General features: G+C 71.0%; 13 protein-coding genes and 1 other RNA gene. 2 read left to right on the top strand and 12 right to left on the bottom strand.

Annotated elements, in window-relative coordinates; all coding sequences use genetic code 11:
- Positions 1-60 precede the first annotated feature (60 nt).
- The gene (locus tag J5X86_RS02755) at positions 61-1,338 is read left to right on the top strand and encodes a cytochrome P450 (protein WP_208515193.1); all 1,278 of its coding nucleotides are present in this window, start codon (positions 61-63) and stop codon (positions 1,336-1,338) included.
- A gap of 190 nt (positions 1,339-1,528) precedes the next feature.
- Here J5X86_RS02755 and J5X86_RS02750 read toward each other — a convergent pair whose 3' ends face one another.
- On the bottom strand, positions 1,529-1,903 hold the full coding sequence (locus J5X86_RS02750; RefSeq protein ID WP_093462959.1) for a nuclear transport factor 2 family protein: 375 nt from the start codon (positions 1,901-1,903) through the stop codon (positions 1,529-1,531).
- Positions 1,904-2,009: 106 nt separating this feature from the next.
- Here J5X86_RS02750 and J5X86_RS02745 point away from each other — a divergent pair, with 106 nt between their 5' ends.
- Positions 2,010-3,857, top strand: coding sequence for a prolyl oligopeptidase family serine peptidase (locus J5X86_RS02745; protein ID WP_374229214.1), 1,848 nt, complete (start codon positions 2,010-2,012; stop codon positions 3,855-3,857).
- On the opposite strand, the gene J5X86_RS02740 is transcribed toward J5X86_RS02745, so the two are convergent.
- From J5X86_RS02740 to J5X86_RS02690, 11 genes are all read right to left on the bottom strand, one after another.
- Positions 3,763-4,713 carry an SURF1 family protein gene (locus J5X86_RS02740; RefSeq protein ID WP_208515192.1) on the bottom strand — a complete coding sequence of 317 codons (951 nt, stop codon included), beginning with the start codon at positions 4,711-4,713 and terminating at the stop codon, positions 3,763-3,765. The genes J5X86_RS02745 and J5X86_RS02740 overlap by 95 nt on opposite strands.
- A 172-nt stretch (positions 4,714-4,885) precedes the next feature.
- A complete protein-coding gene (locus J5X86_RS02735) occupies positions 4,886-5,929 on the bottom strand; it encodes a hypothetical protein (RefSeq protein ID WP_243979217.1) in 1,044 nt (347 codons plus the stop codon).
- 338 nt (positions 5,930-6,267) lie between these two features.
- Entirely contained in the window at positions 6,268-6,843 is a 576-nt protein-coding gene (locus tag J5X86_RS02730) for a SigE family RNA polymerase sigma factor (protein WP_030829843.1), read from the bottom strand.
- A 516-nt stretch (positions 6,844-7,359) separates the two neighbouring features.
- A complete protein-coding gene (locus J5X86_RS02725; RefSeq protein ID WP_208515190.1) occupies positions 7,360-8,451 on the bottom strand; it encodes an aspartate-semialdehyde dehydrogenase in 1,092 nt (363 codons plus the stop codon).
- Complete coding sequence (locus J5X86_RS02720) at positions 8,448-9,728, bottom strand: aspartate kinase (RefSeq protein ID WP_078642287.1); 1,281 nt, start codon at positions 9,726-9,728, stop codon at positions 8,448-8,450. Before J5X86_RS02720 ends, J5X86_RS02725 begins: the two co-directional genes overlap by 4 nt.
- A 351-nt stretch (positions 9,729-10,079) precedes the next feature.
- A complete protein-coding gene (locus J5X86_RS02715) occupies positions 10,080-10,745 on the bottom strand; it encodes a DUF5063 domain-containing protein (protein ID WP_208515189.1) in 666 nt (221 codons plus the stop codon).
- Positions 10,738-11,337 carry a recombination mediator RecR gene (recR, locus tag J5X86_RS02710; protein ID WP_208515188.1) on the bottom strand — a complete coding sequence of 200 codons (600 nt, stop codon included), beginning with the start codon at positions 11,335-11,337 and terminating at the stop codon, positions 10,738-10,740. Before recR ends, J5X86_RS02715 begins: the two co-directional genes overlap by 8 nt.
- Before the next feature lie 286 nt (positions 11,338-11,623).
- Complete coding sequence (locus tag J5X86_RS02705) at positions 11,624-11,959, bottom strand: YbaB/EbfC family nucleoid-associated protein (RefSeq protein WP_208515187.1); 336 nt, start codon at positions 11,957-11,959, stop codon at positions 11,624-11,626.
- A gap of 129 nt (positions 11,960-12,088) precedes the next feature.
- Positions 12,089-14,695, bottom strand: a complete 2,607-nt coding sequence (locus J5X86_RS02700) for a DNA polymerase III subunit gamma and tau (protein ID WP_208515186.1) — start codon at positions 14,693-14,695, stop codon at positions 12,089-12,091.
- Between the two features lie 67 nt (positions 14,696-14,762).
- Positions 14,763-14,857: signal recognition particle sRNA small type (ffs, locus tag J5X86_RS02695), an RNA gene on the bottom strand.
- 183 nt (positions 14,858-15,040) lie between these two features.
- Positions 15,041-16,564, bottom strand: coding sequence for an MFS transporter (locus J5X86_RS02690; protein ID WP_208515185.1), 1,524 nt, complete (start codon positions 16,562-16,564; stop codon positions 15,041-15,043).
- Between the last annotated feature and the right edge of the window lie 114 nt (positions 16,565-16,678).

The raw sequence follows: 16,678 nt of genomic DNA, 5'->3' as shown, positions 1-16,678 counted from the left end.
CCGGGGCACGTCCGGCACCGGAGCATGGCCGGCCGGCCATGGCAGGGCAGTATTGCGCCCATGTCGAATCTCCGCTCAAACATCGTCTCCTGGCTGGGCCGCAAGTACTTTTCGAGAATCCAGAAGAATGGCTTCGACTTGTCCAAGATGTCGTTCCTCCCGGACGCCACGCTGGCGCCGCTGAGGCGCGATGGACTCGACCCCATTGCCGATCTGTCCCGAACCAGGGCAAAAGAACCCATCAGTAAGATATGGCTACCTTTCGGAATCAATGCCTGGCTTGTCACCGGATATGACGAGACCAAGGCAGTGCTCGGAAAGGCGAAGGGGTTCAGCTCCGATTTCACCAACCTCGCGGAACGGAACATCGGCGTCGCCCCGCAGCAGAATCCGGGAGGTCTCGGCTTCAGCGATCCACCGACGCATACGAGACTGCGACGCCTGCTGACGCCCGAATTCACCATGCGGCGGCTCAGCAGGCTCACCCCGCTCATCCACTCCATCGTGGAAGAGCGCCTCGACGAGATGGCGGCGGCCGAGGGCCCGGTGGATCTCGTGGAGGCGTTCGCCCTCCCCATTCCCGCGCTGGTCATCTGCGAGCTGCTCGGGGTGCCGTACGAGGACCGCGATGACTTCCAGCGCCACAGCACCGCGCGGTTCGATCTCTTCAGCGGGGCGAACGCCTCCCTCGGCGCGATGTCGGACTCCCTTTCCTATCTGCACGGGATCGTCCGGAAGCAGCGTGAGACGCCCGGCGACGGGCTGCTCGGCATGCTGGTGAAGGAGCACGGCGATGAACTCGACGACCAGGAGCTGGCCGGGCTCGCCGACGGGGTGCTGACCGGCGGTCTGGAGACGACCGCGAGCATGCTGGCGCTGGGCACGCTGGTGCTGCTCCAGGCCCCCGAGCACTTCGCCGCCATACGTGATCACGACGATGTCGTGGACCCGTTCGTGGAGGAGCTGCTGCGCTATCTCACGGTGGTACAGGTGGCCTTCCCGCGGTTCGCCCGCGAGGACATGGAGATCGCGGGCACGCGGATTTCCGCCGGCGACCTGGTGCTGTGCTCACTGAGCGGGGCCAACCGCGACGAGAAGCTGGGCCCGGACATGGAGCGGGTCGATCCGCACCGGCAGGCCCCCTCGCATCTGGCCTTCGGATACGGCATCCACCGCTGCATCGGCGCCGAGCTGGCCAAGATGGAACTCCGGGCCGCCTATCCCGCGCTCATACGGCGGTTCCCGGAGATGCGACTCGCCGTACCGGCGGAGAAGCTCTCCTTCCGGAAGCTCTCCATCGTCTATGGCGTGGACGAGCTGCCGGTGCTGCTGAGGTAGCGGAGCCCGGGGAGGGGGCGGGGTGAACGGGAGGGGCAGGGGCTGGGGCCGGAGAGGTGGGGACCGGAGGGGTGTAACCCGGGGGAAGGGGCGGAATCGCGCACGGAGGAGCTACGGACAGGCGCTGGACGGAAGAGTTCAAGCTGCTGCCCGGTATCACCCGCGAGCAGCCAGAAGCGTCCAGAAGCGCTCAGAAGCGCTCGACCATTTGCTCGCGCTCACGCGGAGGCTCGTACGGCGCCGGCCAGAAGTCGGTGATGGTCTGGATCCGGCCGTCCGCCGAGGCGGTGAAGAAGCTGATCGCCTGTGTCTCCTCCTCGTCCTCGCTGAAGCGCACCCAGGAGACCGCCTGTTCGCCGTCGGCGATGACGCGCTCGACCTCCAGACTCCACTCGCCCAGGTACTCGGCGTTGAAGCGGACCACACCGTCCCGGCCGAGCACCCGCTCGCGGGTCTGCGGCAGTTCGTAGCGGACGTCGTCGGCGAGCGTGGCACCGAACGCCCGCCAGTCCCTGGCCTGGGCCGTTGCCCAGTATGTCTCCACTGTCGCGGCTATGTCGGCCATCAGCTCCCCCTCGGTGTACGGCCCCCGTCCATCCCGCCGGGAACGTTATCCACAGGCGCGGGGCGACGCCAGCGCGCATGTCGGGATGCGGCGCAGAATGGTGAGCATGACTGAGAGCACGGAGTCCATGCCGGACTGGGAAAAGCGCTTCCGGGCGCCGCGAGTGGGGCTGCCCGACTGGGCGGAAGAAGCCCCGGACCACTCACTGTTCGTCTCGAACGCCACGGGCACATACGAGCTGTACGCATGGGATCGGGCGACCGGTGCGCAGCGGCAGGTCACGGACCGGCCGAACGGGACGACCGACGGGGTGCTGTCGCCGGACGGCCGGTGGATCTGGTGGTTCTCGGACACCGATGGCGATGAGTTCGGGGTGTGGCTGCGTCAGCCGTTCAGCGGCGGCGAGGGGGACGAGCGCCCGGCCGACGAGCCCGCGACCCCCGGGCTGGACCCCTCCTATCCGGCGGGGCTCGCGCTGGGCCGTGACGGCACGGCGGTCGTGGGGCGGTCCACCGACGAGGACGGCTCGACCATCCATGTGGTGCGGCCGGGCGGCGAGCCCGAGGAGATCTACCGGCATCGCGAGTCCGCCGGAGTGGGCGATCTCTCCCATGACGTGACGCTGATCGCGATCGAGCACACCGAGCACGGCGACGCGATGCACTCGGCGATCCGGGTCCTGCGGCTGGACGGGACGGCCGTCGCGGAGCTGGACGACACCAAGGGCGGCACCGAGGAGCTGGGCCTGTCCGTGATGGGCTTCGCGCCCGTCGAGGGAGACACCCGGCTGCTGGTCGGGCACCAGCGGCGCGGCCGGTGGGAGCCCATGGTGTGGGATCCGGTGACCGGTGTGGAGACCGCGCTGGCGATCGATCTGCCCGGCGACGTCGGGGCGGACTGGTTTCCGGACGGATCGGCGCTGCTGGTCGAGCACAGCCATCAGGCGCGCAGCGAGCTGCTCCGGTACGACCTCGGCTCCGGCGAGCTGACCCGCCTGGAGACCCCGGCGGGGACGATCTCGGGCGCCACGGCGCGGCCGGACGGCACGGTGGAGTTCCTGTGGTCGTCGGCCGAGAAGCCGCCCCAGGTGCGGTCGACGAGCGGACGGACGGTGCTGGACCCGCCCGGTTTCGCGGCCCCGGAGTCGGTGCGGGTCACCGACGCGTGGGTGGACGGCCCCGGCGGGCGGGTGCACGCGCTGGTGCAGAAGCCCGCGGGCGAGGGCCCCTTCCCGACGGTCTTCGACATCCACGGCGGGCCGACCTGGCATGACAGCGACGCCTTCGCGGCGGGCCCCGCGGCCTGGGTGGACCACGGCTTCGCCGTGGTGCGGGTCAACTACCGCGGCTCGACCGGCTACGGCCGGGCGTGGACCGACGCGCTCAAGCACCGGGTCGGGCTGATCGAGCTGGAGGACATCGCGGCCGTGCGGGAGTGGGCGGTGGCCTCTGGGCTCGCCGACCCCGAGCGGCTGGTGCTGGCCGGCGGTTCCTGGGGCGGCTATCTGACGCTGCTGGGGATCGGGACGCAGCCGGACTCCTGGGCGCTGGGGCTGGCCGCGGTCCCGGTCGCGGACTATGTGACGGCCTACCACGACGAGATGGAGGCCCTGAAGGCGATGGACCGCACCCTGCTGGGCGGCACCCCGGAGGAGGTGCCGGAGCGGTTCGAGGCGTCGTCCCCGCTGACCTATGTGGATCAGGTGCGGGCGCCGGTCTACATCTCGGCGGGGCTGAACGACCCCCGCTGCCCCATACGGCAGATCGACAACTATGTGGAGCGGCTCGAGCAGCGCGGCACCCCGCATGAGGTCTACCGCTATGACGCGGGGCACGGCTCGCTGGTCGTCGAGGAGCGGATCAAGCAGTTGCGCTTGGAGATCGAGTTCGCTCGGCGTCATCTGGGGTCCGGTCCGCACCCGGCGCCGTCGGAGCCGTCGGCTCGGGCGGTGTGATGCCGAGGGCCAGATCGCGGGCGGTCTCGGCCTCGCGGCGGAACAGCCGGAACCACATGAAGATCACGAAGCCCGCGAAGACGAACCACTCACCGGTGTAGCCCAGGTTCTGGAACGCCTTGATGTCGAGCCCGGTGCCCTCCGCCGCCGTGGGGGGCACCGGCTTCAGGGCCCCGGGAGCCTGGGAGGAGGTCACCCAGGCGTCGTACACCTGATACGGCACCAGGTTGACCAGGGAGGCGGCGCTGATCATGCCCAGCTGACCGCGGGGGAGGCCCCCGGCCACGCTCACCCCGTCGCCGCCCTGGTGCTCGGACGCCTGGAGGGCCCCTGTGACGGTCACCTCACCGGAGGGGGGTGCGGGCACCTTGGCGGCGGCCGCCGGATCGTCGGCGTCGCCGGGGAGCCAGCCGCGGACGACGGGCAGCGCCTTGGCCCCGGCTCCGTCCCTGACCCCGGCTCCGTCCTTGGCCCCGGCTCCGTCCTTGCCGTCGGCCACGCCCTTGCCTCCGCCGACGTCCCCTTCCGCGTCCACGCGGAGCAGAGTCAGCACATAGAAGCCGTCGCGGCCGTCCAGCCGCCTGTCGGGCACGAGGAGTTGATGTGTGGTGTCGTATCGGCCGGTGGCGGTCGCCCGCTCCCCGGAGGTCTTCGCGGTGACCGGCAGCAGGTCGCTCAGCGGCCGGGCCGCGGCCTTCCGCTCGCGGGACGCGTCGTCCTGCTGCTGGTTATGCGTGTCGACGCGCGTCTCGAAGCGGCTTAGCTGCCAGCTGCCCATGAAGAGGCAGACCGGGATCGCCAGCAGGGTGAACACGTTGATCACCCACCAGCGGGGTGTCAGCAGAAACCGATACACACCACCACGGTACGGGCTTCGCGTCGGGGTCCCGGCGGCGGGGCCGTCCCGCAGGCCCCCGCGCGCCGGCCCCGGGATCCCGCCGCGGCGCGTCAGGAGCGCCGCAGCGGCCTCCCTGGGGAGGCTCCCCAGGCGGCCGCTGCCCCGCTGCTCCAGAGGGACGCCAGCAGATCTAGAGGGACGCCAGCAGACCGGTGCGGTAGATCGTTCCGGCGCAGGCTCCGCCGATCGTCACACTCGCCGCGGCCGGGTCGCCCGCCTCCGGTGTGTGGCTGACCAGGACGCTCGCGTCCTGCGGCTCACCGCCGCCGCCACCGCCGCCCGGCTCGCCCGTGCTGGGGTTGTCCTGCGGCCCGTCCTGGGCCGGGTCCGTGGACGGATCGGGGGTCGGTGTGCCGGTGGTGGAGCAGCCGCTGGTGCCGCCGCCCGCCGTCGGGATCCAGGCGAACTTGACCTCGTACGCCTGGCCGGGCTTGAGGATGAGCGTGCCCGGCTGGAGGGAGGGGTCGGGCAGCCCTGCCGCCGCGTCCCCCGCCGTATGGTCGACGACGAGGATCCGCGAGGCGTCCGCACCGCCCTGGGCGCTCGCGCCCACCGAGCCGCTGCCCTCGACCATGCAGGCGCTGTCCGAGACGTTCGCGACGCGGAACGAGCCGTAGACCCGCCCCTCGGCGTCGGCCGCTCCGACCGATCCGGCGCCACCGCTGGTGAGCTGGGCGCGGCTGCAGGTGGGGGAGGTGGCGTTCAGCGTGTTGGAGGGGTCGGGGGCCGTACCGCCGGGGCCGCCCTCCTCCTCGCCCTTCGGCGGCTTGTCCTTCCCCTTGTCCTTGTCCTTGTCGCCCTTGTCCTGCTCGACCGAGTCGGCGGGCCCGTCGGAGCCCTTGCCACCACTGCCCTCGCCGTGCCGGCCGCCGCTGGTCTCAGGGGTGCGGTGGCTGCTGGCGGCATTGGCCGGGCGGTCGTCCGCGCCGTTGCTGGTGGTCGCGACGTGCACCAGCGCCGGTACGGCCGCGCAGCCGAGCACGACCGCGGCCGCGGCCCCGACCAGGGCCTGGCGCCGCCGCGCACGGCGGGCGGGCACGGCACGCCGCAGATGGTCGAGGGAGTCGGAGGACGGTTCGAGATCGTCGACGGCGCGGTGCAGCAGCCGCCGCATAGCTTCCTCGTCCTCACCGCCGGGCCCGTCGTCGTCGAGCTGAATACGGAGGGGCGTCACCCGCCCCTGCCCGGACGCAGCGGACTTCCTGGCCCCTGCGGGCCTGGTGGACTCACGGGTCCCTGCGGACTCCCCGGCTCCCGCAGCCCCTGCGGACTCCCCGGCCTCCGCAGACCCCGCGGACCCGCCGGACTCACCGGCCTCCGCGGACCCGCCGGACTCCTCGGCTCCCGTGGAATCCGCAGACCCCGCAGACCCCGCGGACTCACCAGCCTCCGTGGACTCCGTCGGCTCTACCGATTCCATCGGCTCCGTGGACTCCACTGGTTCTCGGGATTCGGGCTCATGGCCCGTCCGCCGCCCGGGGTCCTCCGGGTCCGGCGTATGTGTGATGTGGTTCATGCCGGAGCCTCCATGGCGACGCGGAGCGCCGCGATGCCGCGCGAGCCGTACGCCTTGACCGAGCCGAGCGATATGCCCAGCGTCTCGGCCACCTGGGCCTCGGTCATATCGGCGAAGTAGCGCAGCACGAGAACCTCGCGCTGACGGCGCTGAAGTCCCCTCATCGCCTTGATCAGTTGATCGCGTTCAAGCTGTTCGTACGCCCCCTCCTCGGCACTGGCCATATCGGGCATCGGCTTGGAGAGCAGCTTCAGCCCGAGGATGCGCCGGCGCAGCGCGGAGCGGGAGAGATTGACGACCGTCTGCCGCAGATAGGCAAGGGTCTTCTCGGGATCCCGGACTCTCTTGCGCGCCGAGTGCACACGGATGAACGCTTCCTGCACGACGTCCTCGCAGGACGCGGTGTCGTCGAGAAGGAGCGCGGCGAGACCGAGCAGCGACCGGTAATGGGCGCGGTAGGTCTCGGTGAGGTGATCGACTGTGGTGCCCGCTGCCATCGCGTCGTCAGTGTCCTCGCGCCCTGTTGTGATGTGCGCGGGGCGGGCCGTCGGCCATGGCGCGATCACCGGCATGCCACCTGGCGTACGCGGGGGGCGTACCGCCGCGCCGCCGCGCCCTGGAACCGTTGCGATGCCGAATACCTCTGCCACGCCTGTTGGACACGCCGCCCCCTGTCAGGGTTGTACGCGCGAGGCACCGCTTTTGACGATGCGTTCAATGCCCCCATGCGCATCAATTCTTCCCCAATGCCCCAGTTGTCCCTGCGCCCACTACGGGGCGGCTGGAAAGACGCTCCCCGCCCGCTGCCGGTTGCAGCGGGCGGGGAGCGAATACGTCGATCAGATCAACGGCCCAGCTCAGCTGGTCCAGGCCAGTGACATGCACACAGGATATTCACATCTGCCGGTCGACGCACTGGTGAAACGTCACTTTAAGACGGCCGCTCACCTTAGGGCGGTCCGGGCCCCTCACTTGATCACGGATCGTCACCCGGCAGCGGGGCCTACTTCGTGGTGGCTCCTACTTGGTGATGGGTCCTACTTGGTGATGGGCCTACTTGGTGGTGACGTGACGGCCCTGCGGCCCTCTCACCTCGCGGCGGCCCCGCCCGCCAGCTCCGCCGCGACGACCTCCGCGATCTGCGCGGTGTTCAGCGCCGCGCCCTTGCGCAGGTTGTCGCCGCAGACGAAGAGCTCCAGCGCCCTCGGGTCGTCCATCGACCGCCGCACCCGGCCCACCCAGGTGGGGTCGGTGCCCACGGCGTCGGCGGGGGTGGGGAATTCGCCCTCCGCCGGGTTGTCGCACAGCACCACACCGGGGGCGCCCGCCAGGATCTCGTGCGCCGCCTCGACCGTCACCTCGTTCTCGAACCGCGCGTGCACGGCCAGCGAATGCGTGGTGATCACGGGCACCCGGACACAGGTCGCGGTGACCCTCAGCTCCGGCAGCCCCAGGATCTTGCGGGACTCGTTGCGCACCTTGAGCTCCTCGGAGGACCAGCCGTCCTCCTTGAGCGAACCGGCGAACGGCACCACATTGAGCGCCATCGGCGCCGGGAACGGCCCGGTGTCGCCCACCGCCCGCCGTACGTCCCCGGGGTGAGTGCCCAACTCCGTACCGGCGACCAGCGCGAGCTGCTCGCGCAGGGCGTCGATGCCTTCCTTGCCCGCACCGGAGACCGCCTGGTACGAGGAGACGATCAGCTCGCTCAGCCCGAACTCGGCGTGCAGCGCGCCCATCGCCACGATCATCGACAGGGTGGTGCAGTTGGGGTTGGCGATGATGCCGCGCGGGCGGACACGGGCCGCGTGCGCGTTCACCTCCGGCACCACCAGGGGGACATCGGGGTCCATCCGGAACGCGCCGGAGTTGTCGACGGCCACCGCGCCCTTGCTCGCCGCGATGGGCGCCCACCGCGCCGAGATCTCGTCCGGTACGTCGAACATCGCGACGTCGACGCCCTCGAACGCCTCCTCGCTCAGCGCGATGACCTCGACCTGCTCACCCCGGACGGTCAGCTTCCGGCCGGCCGAGCGGGGCGAGGCGATCAGTCGGATCTCGCCCCAGATGTCGGCGCGCTCCGAGAGGATCGAGAGCATGACGGTGCCAACGGCGCCGGTGGCACCGACGACCGCGAGGGTGGGCTTGTCGCCCCCGGCGGCACCGCCATGACCGATCATCGCCCAGTCCCTCCGTAAACCACCGCTTCGTCGCTGTCGCTGTCCAGGCCGAAGGCGCTGTGCACGGCCACCACCGCGTCCTTCACATCGTCGGCGCGGGTGACGACCGAGATGCGGATCTCGGAGGTCGAGATCAGCTCGATGTTGACCCCGGAGTTCGACAGCGCCTCGAAGAAGGTCGCGGTGACCCCCGGGTTGGTGCGCATTCCGGCACCGATCAGGGAGATCTTGGCGATCTGGTCGTCGTAGCGCAGCGAGTCGAAGCCGATCAGCGACTTCGCCTTGGTCAGCGCCTCCATCGCCCGGTGGCCGTCCGTCTTCGGCAGCGTGAAGGAGATGTCGGTCAGCCCGGTCGACGCGGCGGAAACGTTCTGCACCACCATGTCGATGTTGATCTCGGCGTCGGAGATGGTGCGGAAGATGGCCGCGGCCTCACCCGGCTTGTCCGGCACCCCGACGACCGTGACCTTGGCCTCGGACGTGTCGTGCGCGACCCCGGAGATGATCGCCTGCTCCATGCCTTCTTCTCCTTCTCCCGCTTCCGGCCGGTTGCGCACCCAGGTGCCCTGGTGGCCGGAGAAAGACGACCGTACGTGGATGGGGATGTTGTACCGGCGCGCGTACTCCACGCAGCGCAGGTGCAACACCTTGGAACCGCTCGCGGCGAGCTCCAGCATGTCCTCGTACGGAATCTCGTTGATCTTGCGAGCCTTCTTCACCACGCGCGGATCGGCGGTGAACACGCCGTCCACATCGGTGTAGATCTCGCACACCTCGGCGTCCAGGGCCGCGGCCAGCGCGACCGCGGTGGTGTCCGAACCGCCCCGGCCGAGGGTGGTGATGTCCTTGCTCTTCTGGGACACGCCCTGGAAGCCCGCGACGATCGCGACCGCGCCGAGCTCGAGCGCGTCACGGATGCGGCCCGGCGTGACGTCGATGATCCGTGCTTTGTTGTGAACCGCGTCGGTGATGACTCCCGCCTGGCTGCCGGTGAACGACAGCGCCTCGTGACCGAGGTTTTTGATCGCCATCGCCAGCAAGGCCATGGAGATCCGCTCTCCCGCGGTCAGCAGCATGTCGAACTCGCGCCCAGTAGGAATCGGCGATACCTGCTCGGCGAGATCGATCAGCTCGTCCGTCGTGTCGCCCATCGCGGAGACCACGACGACCACCTGGTGGCCGTTCTTCTTGGCTTCCACGATTCGCTTGGCGACCCGCTTGATGCCCTCGGCATCGGCAACGGAGGAGCCTCCGTACTTCTGCACGACAAGGCCCACGTGCGCTCCTCGCAGCTCTCAATAATGCGGTCGGCTCAGTTTAACGAGCGGCCGGAATTTGCCCTCCCAATATCACATAGCGAGACGAATGCCTCACAAAGTGATCAAGGAGGGCAAGGAGACAGAGGGCATCACGCGACGCATACGTCCATGCGTCCGCGAGATTCCCCGCATCCCTCCCACCCGCTCAGCGACGAACCCTTCCCGCTCGCCGCCGAAGCACACGGGAACGTAACCCAGCTCACAGGCTCGGACGGGTCGCGGGTCGCCCCCGCGGGCCGTTTCAGATCTTCCCGTCGGCCGTCCCGGCCGCGCCTCGGCGCGGCCCCGAGCGGCCGTCCCGGGCACCCGTCAGCGCGGCCCCGAGCGCAGGCCGAGCGGTCCCGCGATCTCCTCCGCCATGACCCGGCCGGCCTCCTCCGCGAGCTCCTCGTCACCGCCCGCGTTGCTGTCCGTGTCCAGGCCGTCCAGCTCGTCCAGCGGGCTGTCCAGCCGTACGTGCGCGACCAGCGACTGCAGCGCGCGCAGGGCCGCCGAGGCGGTCGTCCCCCAGTTGGAGAGGTACGAGAACTGCCACCACCACAGCGCCTCGCTGATCCGGCCCTCGCGGTAGTGCGCCATCCCGTGCCGCAGATCGGTGATGATCCCGGCCAGATCGTCGGAGATCCGGCAGGCGACGGGCTGGCTGCGCGGCACGTACGGGTCGAAGACCTCCGAGTAGATGTCCACCGGCTCCAGCAGCTGGGCGAAGCGCTCACGCAGCTCGTCGACATCCGGCTCCGGACCGACGTCCGGTTCGTACCGCTCGTCCGGAACGAAGTCCTCGTGCGCGCCGAGCCGGCCGCCCGCGAGGATCAGCTGGGACAGCTCGAGGAGCAGAAACGGCACAGCGCTGTCCGGCTCGTCCCCCTTGGCGACTTCGGTGACCGCGACGATGAAGCTCTCGATCTGGTCGGAGATCTGGACCGCGAAGTCGTCCGGGTCCGGGTGGGCGTCGTGCAGCGTTGCGTCAGACATCAAGAAGTCTTCTCCCTTCGAAGGCACGACCCAGCGTGACCTCGTCGGCGTACTCCAGGTCTCCACCGACAGGGAGGCCGCTGGCCAGGCGAGTGACCTTCAAACCCATGGGCTTGATCATGCGCGCGAGGTACGTGGCGGTGGCTTCGCCCTCCAGATTCGGATCGGTGGCCAGGATGAGCTCCGTGACCGTCCCGTCCGCGAGCCGCCCCAGCAGCTCCCTGATCCGCAGATCGTCCGGGCCCACGCCCTCGATGGGGCTGATCGCCCCGCCGAGCACGTGATAGCGGCCCCGGAACTCACGCGTCCGCTCGATCGCGACGACGTCCTTCGGTTCCTCGACCACGCAGATGACCGCGGGGTCGCGGCGGGGGTCCTGGCAGACGCGGCACTGCTCGGCCTCGGCGACGTTTCCGCAGACCGCGCAGAACCGCACCTTCTCCTTGACCTGGGTCAACGCATGCGCGAGGCGGCGGACGTCGGTGGGCTCGGACTGCAGGATGTGGAAGGCGATCCGCTGCGCGCTCTTGGGACCGACGCCGGGCAGCCTGCCCAACTCGTCGATGAGGTCCTGGACCACGCCCTCGTACACGCCTTCATCCAATCTCGCGCCGCCGCGCGGTGGCTGTACTGCATATGAATATTCGGTTGCGCCGCACCCTCACTGCCGGGGCCGCCGTGGTCCCGCGGCCGGGCCCGGGGAGCCGGGTGGTCCCCGAGGAGCCCCGGGGAGCCCTGAAGGACCCGGTGGAATTACGGAACCCTATGAGATTGGAGAGCCCGGGGACCCGAAAACCCAAGGAACCGAGGACCCGAGGATCCGGAATCCCGGGGACCGGGGAACCCGAGGGACCCGGCAGACCCGAAGGACCCGAGGATCAGAACGGGAGCCCGGGCATACCGCCCAGCCCCTGGGCGAGCGGGCCGAGCTTCTGCTGCTGGAGCTCCTGCGCGGCGTTGTTGGCGTCGCGGACGGCCGCGACGACCATATCCGCGAGGGTCTCCGTGTCCTCAGGATCCACGGCCTTGGGATCGATGACCAGGCCCTGCAACTCACCGGAACCGGTCACGGTCGCCTTCACCAGGCCACCGCCCGCGGAACCCTCGACATGAGTCCGGGCCAGCTCCTCCTGGGCCGCGGCGAGGTCCTGCTGCATCTTCTGAGCCTGCTGCAGCAACTGCTGCATATTCGGCTGGCCACCACCGGGGATCACGGCTTCGCTCCTGGCGCTCGACAGTCGTTCTCTTCGATAGCCCGAGCCTACGTGCTCCCAGAGCGCCCTGCTCTACGCCGTACGGAGGAGACACGGCTACATAGGGCATGGGTGCCGGGCCCACGCCTCCTACTCGTTGACGATCTCCTCGATCACCGTGGCACCGAGCTCGCGAACGATCAGGTCGTGCCCGCTCAGCGCGGTGTCGTCCAGGTCCGGGTCGTCCTCGGCCGGCATGTCGTCCTCCAGCGCGACCCGCGGAGGCTCGGGCTCCCGGTACGCCGCCGCCTCGGGGGGCGGCCCCGCGTCCGCGGCTCCGGACGGCGCGGCGGGGGCGGCCGGGGGCGGGGAGGCGGGCGCGGGCCGGGGCGCGGACTGCCGTGGCGCGGCGGACTGGCCACCGCCGCCCGGGCCGCCGCCACCGGGGCCACTCCCGCCACCGAAGCCGCCACCACCGCCGAAGCCGCCACCGGTGGCGCCACCGCCTCCGCCGAAGCCGCCGGAACCGCCCGGACCACCGAGGCCGCCCGGACCGCCCGGGCCGCCGCCCTGCTGTCCGGTGCCGCCCGAGGGATCGACGATGGCCTCGATCCGCCACTGCACACCGATGGCGTCCTGAAGCGCCTGCCGCAGGACGTCCTCGCTGCCGCCGCTCACGAAGCTGTCACGCGCGCCCGCGTTGGAGAAGCCGAGCTGGAGGGTGGTGCCGTCGAAGCCGGACACCGTCGCGTTCTGGCTCAGCAGGATCCAGGTGAAGCGGCGGCGGTTCTTGACCGCCTCCAGGATGTCCGGCCACATCTGCCGCACCTGCACGGCACCCTGCGCCATGCTCGGTGCGCCGCCCTGCGCGGGTGCGGAGGGCGCGGCGGACGCGGCAGGCGAGGCCGGCCCGGAAGACGCGGTCGACGCGGAGGGCGCCGCGGGCGTCTGCGCAGGTGGGCCGCCGCCCTGCCCCGGCGCGGTGGCCGTCGGCCAGCCACCGGGCTGCCGAGCGGGCGCCCCACCACCGGAGGCACCCCCGGACGCACCGCCACCACCAGACGCACCGCCGGCATCGGAAGCACCAGACGGCCCGCCCGCACCAGACGGCCCGCCCACACCGGACGCGCCAGACGACCCGCCCGCACCGCCCGCACCGGAACCAGGCGCCGAGGCGGTGGGCCAGGCTCCGGGCCGCGATCCGCCGCCCTCCACCGCAGCGGACTGGGCGCCCGACGGCCACGCTCCGGGCCGCTGCCCACCGCCGCCCTCCACGGGCGCGGCCGGGGCACCGGCCTGCTGTCCTCCGTCTCCGGCGCCGCCCGGACCGCTGTCCGCGGCAGGCCGCGCACCCGCAGGCCACCCGTCGGGGGCCTCGGCACCGCCCGGCCCTCCTGGGGACTGCTCCTGCCCGGCCCCTCCCCCGGCCATCGCCGCACGCGCGGCGGCCGGACCGGACGGACCGGCGGCGGGGGGCGCGGCCGGAGCGTGAGCGTCGGGCCCCGGTACGTACCCCATGGCGGGCCCGGGCCCCGCCACCCCAGCGACGCCACCGCCACCAGCACCGGCCCCGACTCCACCGCCCAGGCCGCCCGCGAGGGCCCCGCGCTCCAGCCGCTCCAGCCGCGACCGCACCGAGCGCTCATCGTCGAAGGCGGCGGGCAGCAGCACCCGGGCGCAGATCAGCTCGAGCTGCAGCCGCGGCGAGGTGGCGCCGCGCATCTCCGTAAGGCCCTCATTGACCAGGTCCGCCGCACGGCTCAGCTCGGCGCCGCCAAAGACCGACGCCTGCGCCTGCATCCGCTCCACCACATCGGCCGGGGCGTCGATGAGCCCCTTCTCCGCGGCGTCCGGCACGGCGGCGAGGATCACCAGATCGCGCAGCCGCTCCAGCAGATCGGCGACGAAGCGCCGGGGGTCGTTGCCCCCCTCGATCACGCGGTTGACGACCTCGAACGCCGCCGCCCCGTCGGTCGCCGCGAAGGCGTCCACGATCGAGTCGAGCAGCGAGCCGTCCGTATAACCGAGCAGCGAGGTGGCCATGGCATAGGTCACACCGTCGTCGGCCGCGCCCGCGAGGAGCTGGTCCATCACCGACATCGAATCCCGCACCGACCCGGCCCCGGCCCGCACCACCAGCGGCAGCACCCCGTCCTCGACCGGGATCGCCTCGCGCCCGCAGACCTCGCCCAGATACTCGCGGAGCGTCCCGGGCGGCACGAGCCGGAACGGATAGTGATGCGTACGCGACCGGATCGTGCCGATGACCTTCTCCGGCTCGGTGGTCGCGAAGATGAATTTGAGGTGCTCCGGGGGCTCCTCGACCACCTTCAGCAGGGCGTTGAACCCCGCCGAGGTGACCATATGGGCCTCATCGATGATGTAGATCTTGTAACGACTCGACGCGGGCCCGAAGAATGCCTTCTCCCTCAGCTCACGGGCGTCGTCCACACCACCGTGGGACGCGGCGTCGATCTCGATCACATCGATCGAGCCCGGTCCGTTCCGCGCGAGGTCCTGGCACGACTGGCACTCGCCGCACGGCGCCGGGGTGGGACCCTTCTCACAGTTCAGACAGCGGGCCAGGATGCGCGCACTGGTCGTCTTGCCACACCCGCGGGGACCGCTGAAGAGATACGCGTGGTTGACCCGGTTGTTGCGCAGCGCCTGCTGCAGCGGGCCGGTGACATGCTCCTGCCCGATGACCTCCGCGAAGGTCTCGGGGCGGTAGCGGCGGTACAGCGCGAGGGACGACACGCTTACGACGATATCGGGGACCGCCGACAACCGGACCACGCCCGCATCCCCACACCCCCCGCAGACGCAAGGCGCCCCCCACGCACCCACCAGAGCCCACTTACCCTTGCTGCCTTCCGGCCCTGGGGGAGTTCGGTGAGATAGCGCCACGTGAGGGGCTGCGCCCCACCTTAGCGGATGGGCCGGGGTGCGAACGACTCCGCGGGTGCCCCTTCCGGTCGTGGACCGTTTTCGGCCAGGATTCGGCCGACGGCCAGTGGGCCAGTGGGCCAGTGGGCCAGTGGGCCAGTGGGCCAGTGGGGCAGTGGGGCAACCCCGGCAGGCGTCATCCGGTAGCTTCCGGCGTCACCCAGCGGCCTCCGGCTCGCGATGGGTGGCGAGGTACGTCCCGGCGCTGATCACAGGGATCACGGCCAGCACCCACCAGACCCGGTGGTAGTCCCCCAGGATCGTCGCGCTTGTCGGCGTCCCCAGGACGGCCACGAACAGGCTGACGCCGAGCAGGGCGCCCAGCTGCCGGAAGCTGTTGTTGATGGCCGTGCCGACGCCGAAGCGCTCCGGTGGCAGTGCCTTCGCCGCGGCGCTGTTGAGAGTGGAGAGCGCCAGCCCGACCCCGATGCCGTTGAGCACGAGGGTGGGCAGCCAGTGCGCGGCCCAGTGCGGCGAGGCGCCGGTGCGCAGGGCGATAGCGGCGGCGCCCGCGGCGTAGAAGAGGGCGCCGGTGACGAAGACCGGGCGGTAGCCGAATCGTTCGGCCAGCCGGCCGGCCAGCGGGGCCACGAGCGCGGTGACGAGTGCGCTGGGGCTGACGGCCAGTGCGGACTTCAGCACGGAGTAGTGCCAGACGTTCTGCAGGAACAGCAGGCTGGAGAGGAGAACGGCGAAGAAGGCCACGGAGAAGACCAGTGTGGCGACGTTGGATGCCTGGAAGTTGCGAATCCGAAACAGGCTCAGGTCGAGTGCCGGTCGCGCGGCGTGCCGGGACCGGCGGATCAGCACCGGAATCAGGACGACACCGGCCACCGCGGTCGCCAGGACACGCGGGTCGTCCCAGCCCAGGTGCGGGCCGTAGATGACGGCGAAGCTGAGCAGGGCGGGCGCGGCGGCGCTCATGGCGACGCCCAGGGGGTCGGGCAAGCCTCCGTTCCGGGAGCCGCGGGTCTCGGTCAGCAGGCGGGCACCCCAGACCGCGGTGAGCAGACAGACGGGGACATTGAGCAGGAAGACCCAGCGCCAGGTGGTGTATTCGATCAGGAGCGCGCCCAGGGTCGGGCCGATCGCGGTGGCGACGGCCGCCATGGCACCCCAGGTGCTGATCGCCGTGGCCCGGCGCTCCATGGGAAAAGCGGGCAGGAGAAGCGCCAATGAGGCCGGAACGATGATGGCACCGAAGACACCTTGGGCCGCCCGTGCGGCGATGAGGACGCCGAGCCCGGGGGCGAGACCGCACAGGGCACTGCTGACCGCGAAGCCCACGAGACCGATCTGGAACAGGCGCTTGCGGCCGTAGGCGTCGGCCAGTTGCCCGGCCGGGATCAGGAACGCGGCGAAGACCAGGGTGTAGGCGTTGAGGACCCACACCAGGCGGGTGATACCGGCGTCGAAGCTGGTGCTGATCGTGTCGAAGGCGACATTCACGATCGTGGTGTCGAGGAAGACGATGAACACGCCGAGGCTGGTCAGCGCCAGGATGCGGCGGGCATCTCCGTCCGGTACCGACGGGGCGGATGCGGCCGGGGGCGTCGCTTGCGGGGTCGCCGGGGTTGCCGGGGTCGCCGGGGTTGCCGGGGTCGCCGGGGTTGCCGGGGTCGCCGGGGTTGCCGGGGTGGGTGGAACGGACGGGGTCGGCGGAACGGACGGGGTGGGCATCGGCGCGCGGCTCCTCATACGGCGGTCGGGGTCGTCCTCACACGGCTGTCGGGTCCGGCGGCCCGCGCACGCCCCGTCGGCAGGACGTACGGCAGCGGGCGCGGGGACTGTCCG

Origin of the sequence: Streptomyces sp. NEAU-YJ-81 (assembly GCF_017592595.1) — a bacterium.
In the GTDB taxonomy this organism is placed as follows: domain Bacteria; phylum Actinomycetota; class Actinomycetes; order Streptomycetales; family Streptomycetaceae; genus Streptomyces; species Streptomyces hygroscopicus_B.
This window is presented reverse-complemented; position numbering and strand designations above follow the sequence as displayed.

What these genes read in the sequence shown, in the direction of transcription:
- J5X86_RS02755 (WP_208515193.1), top strand. Translation starts at nt 61, where the DNA reads ATGTCGAATCTCCGCTCAAACATCGTCTCCTGGCTGGGCCGCAAGTAC.
- J5X86_RS02750 (WP_093462959.1), bottom strand. Translation starts at nt 1,903, where the DNA reads ATGGCCGACATAGCCGCGACAGTGGAGACATACTGGGCAACGGCCCAG.
- J5X86_RS02745 (WP_374229214.1), top strand. Translation starts at nt 2,010, where the DNA reads ATGACTGAGAGCACGGAGTCCATGCCGGACTGGGAAAAGCGCTTCCGG.
- J5X86_RS02730 (WP_030829843.1), bottom strand. Translation starts at nt 6,843, where the DNA reads ATGCCGGTGATCGCGCCATGGCCGACGGCCCGCCCCGCGCACATCACA.
- J5X86_RS02725 (WP_208515190.1), bottom strand. Translation starts at nt 8,451, where the DNA reads ATGATCGGTCATGGCGGTGCCGCCGGGGGCGACAAGCCCACCCTCGCG.
- J5X86_RS02715 (WP_208515189.1), bottom strand. Translation starts at nt 10,745, where the DNA reads ATGTCTGACGCAACGCTGCACGACGCCCACCCGGACCCGGACGACTTC.
- J5X86_RS02690 (WP_208515185.1), bottom strand. Translation starts at nt 16,564, where the DNA reads ATGCCCACCCCGTCCGTTCCGCCGACCCCGTCCGTTCCACCCACCCCG.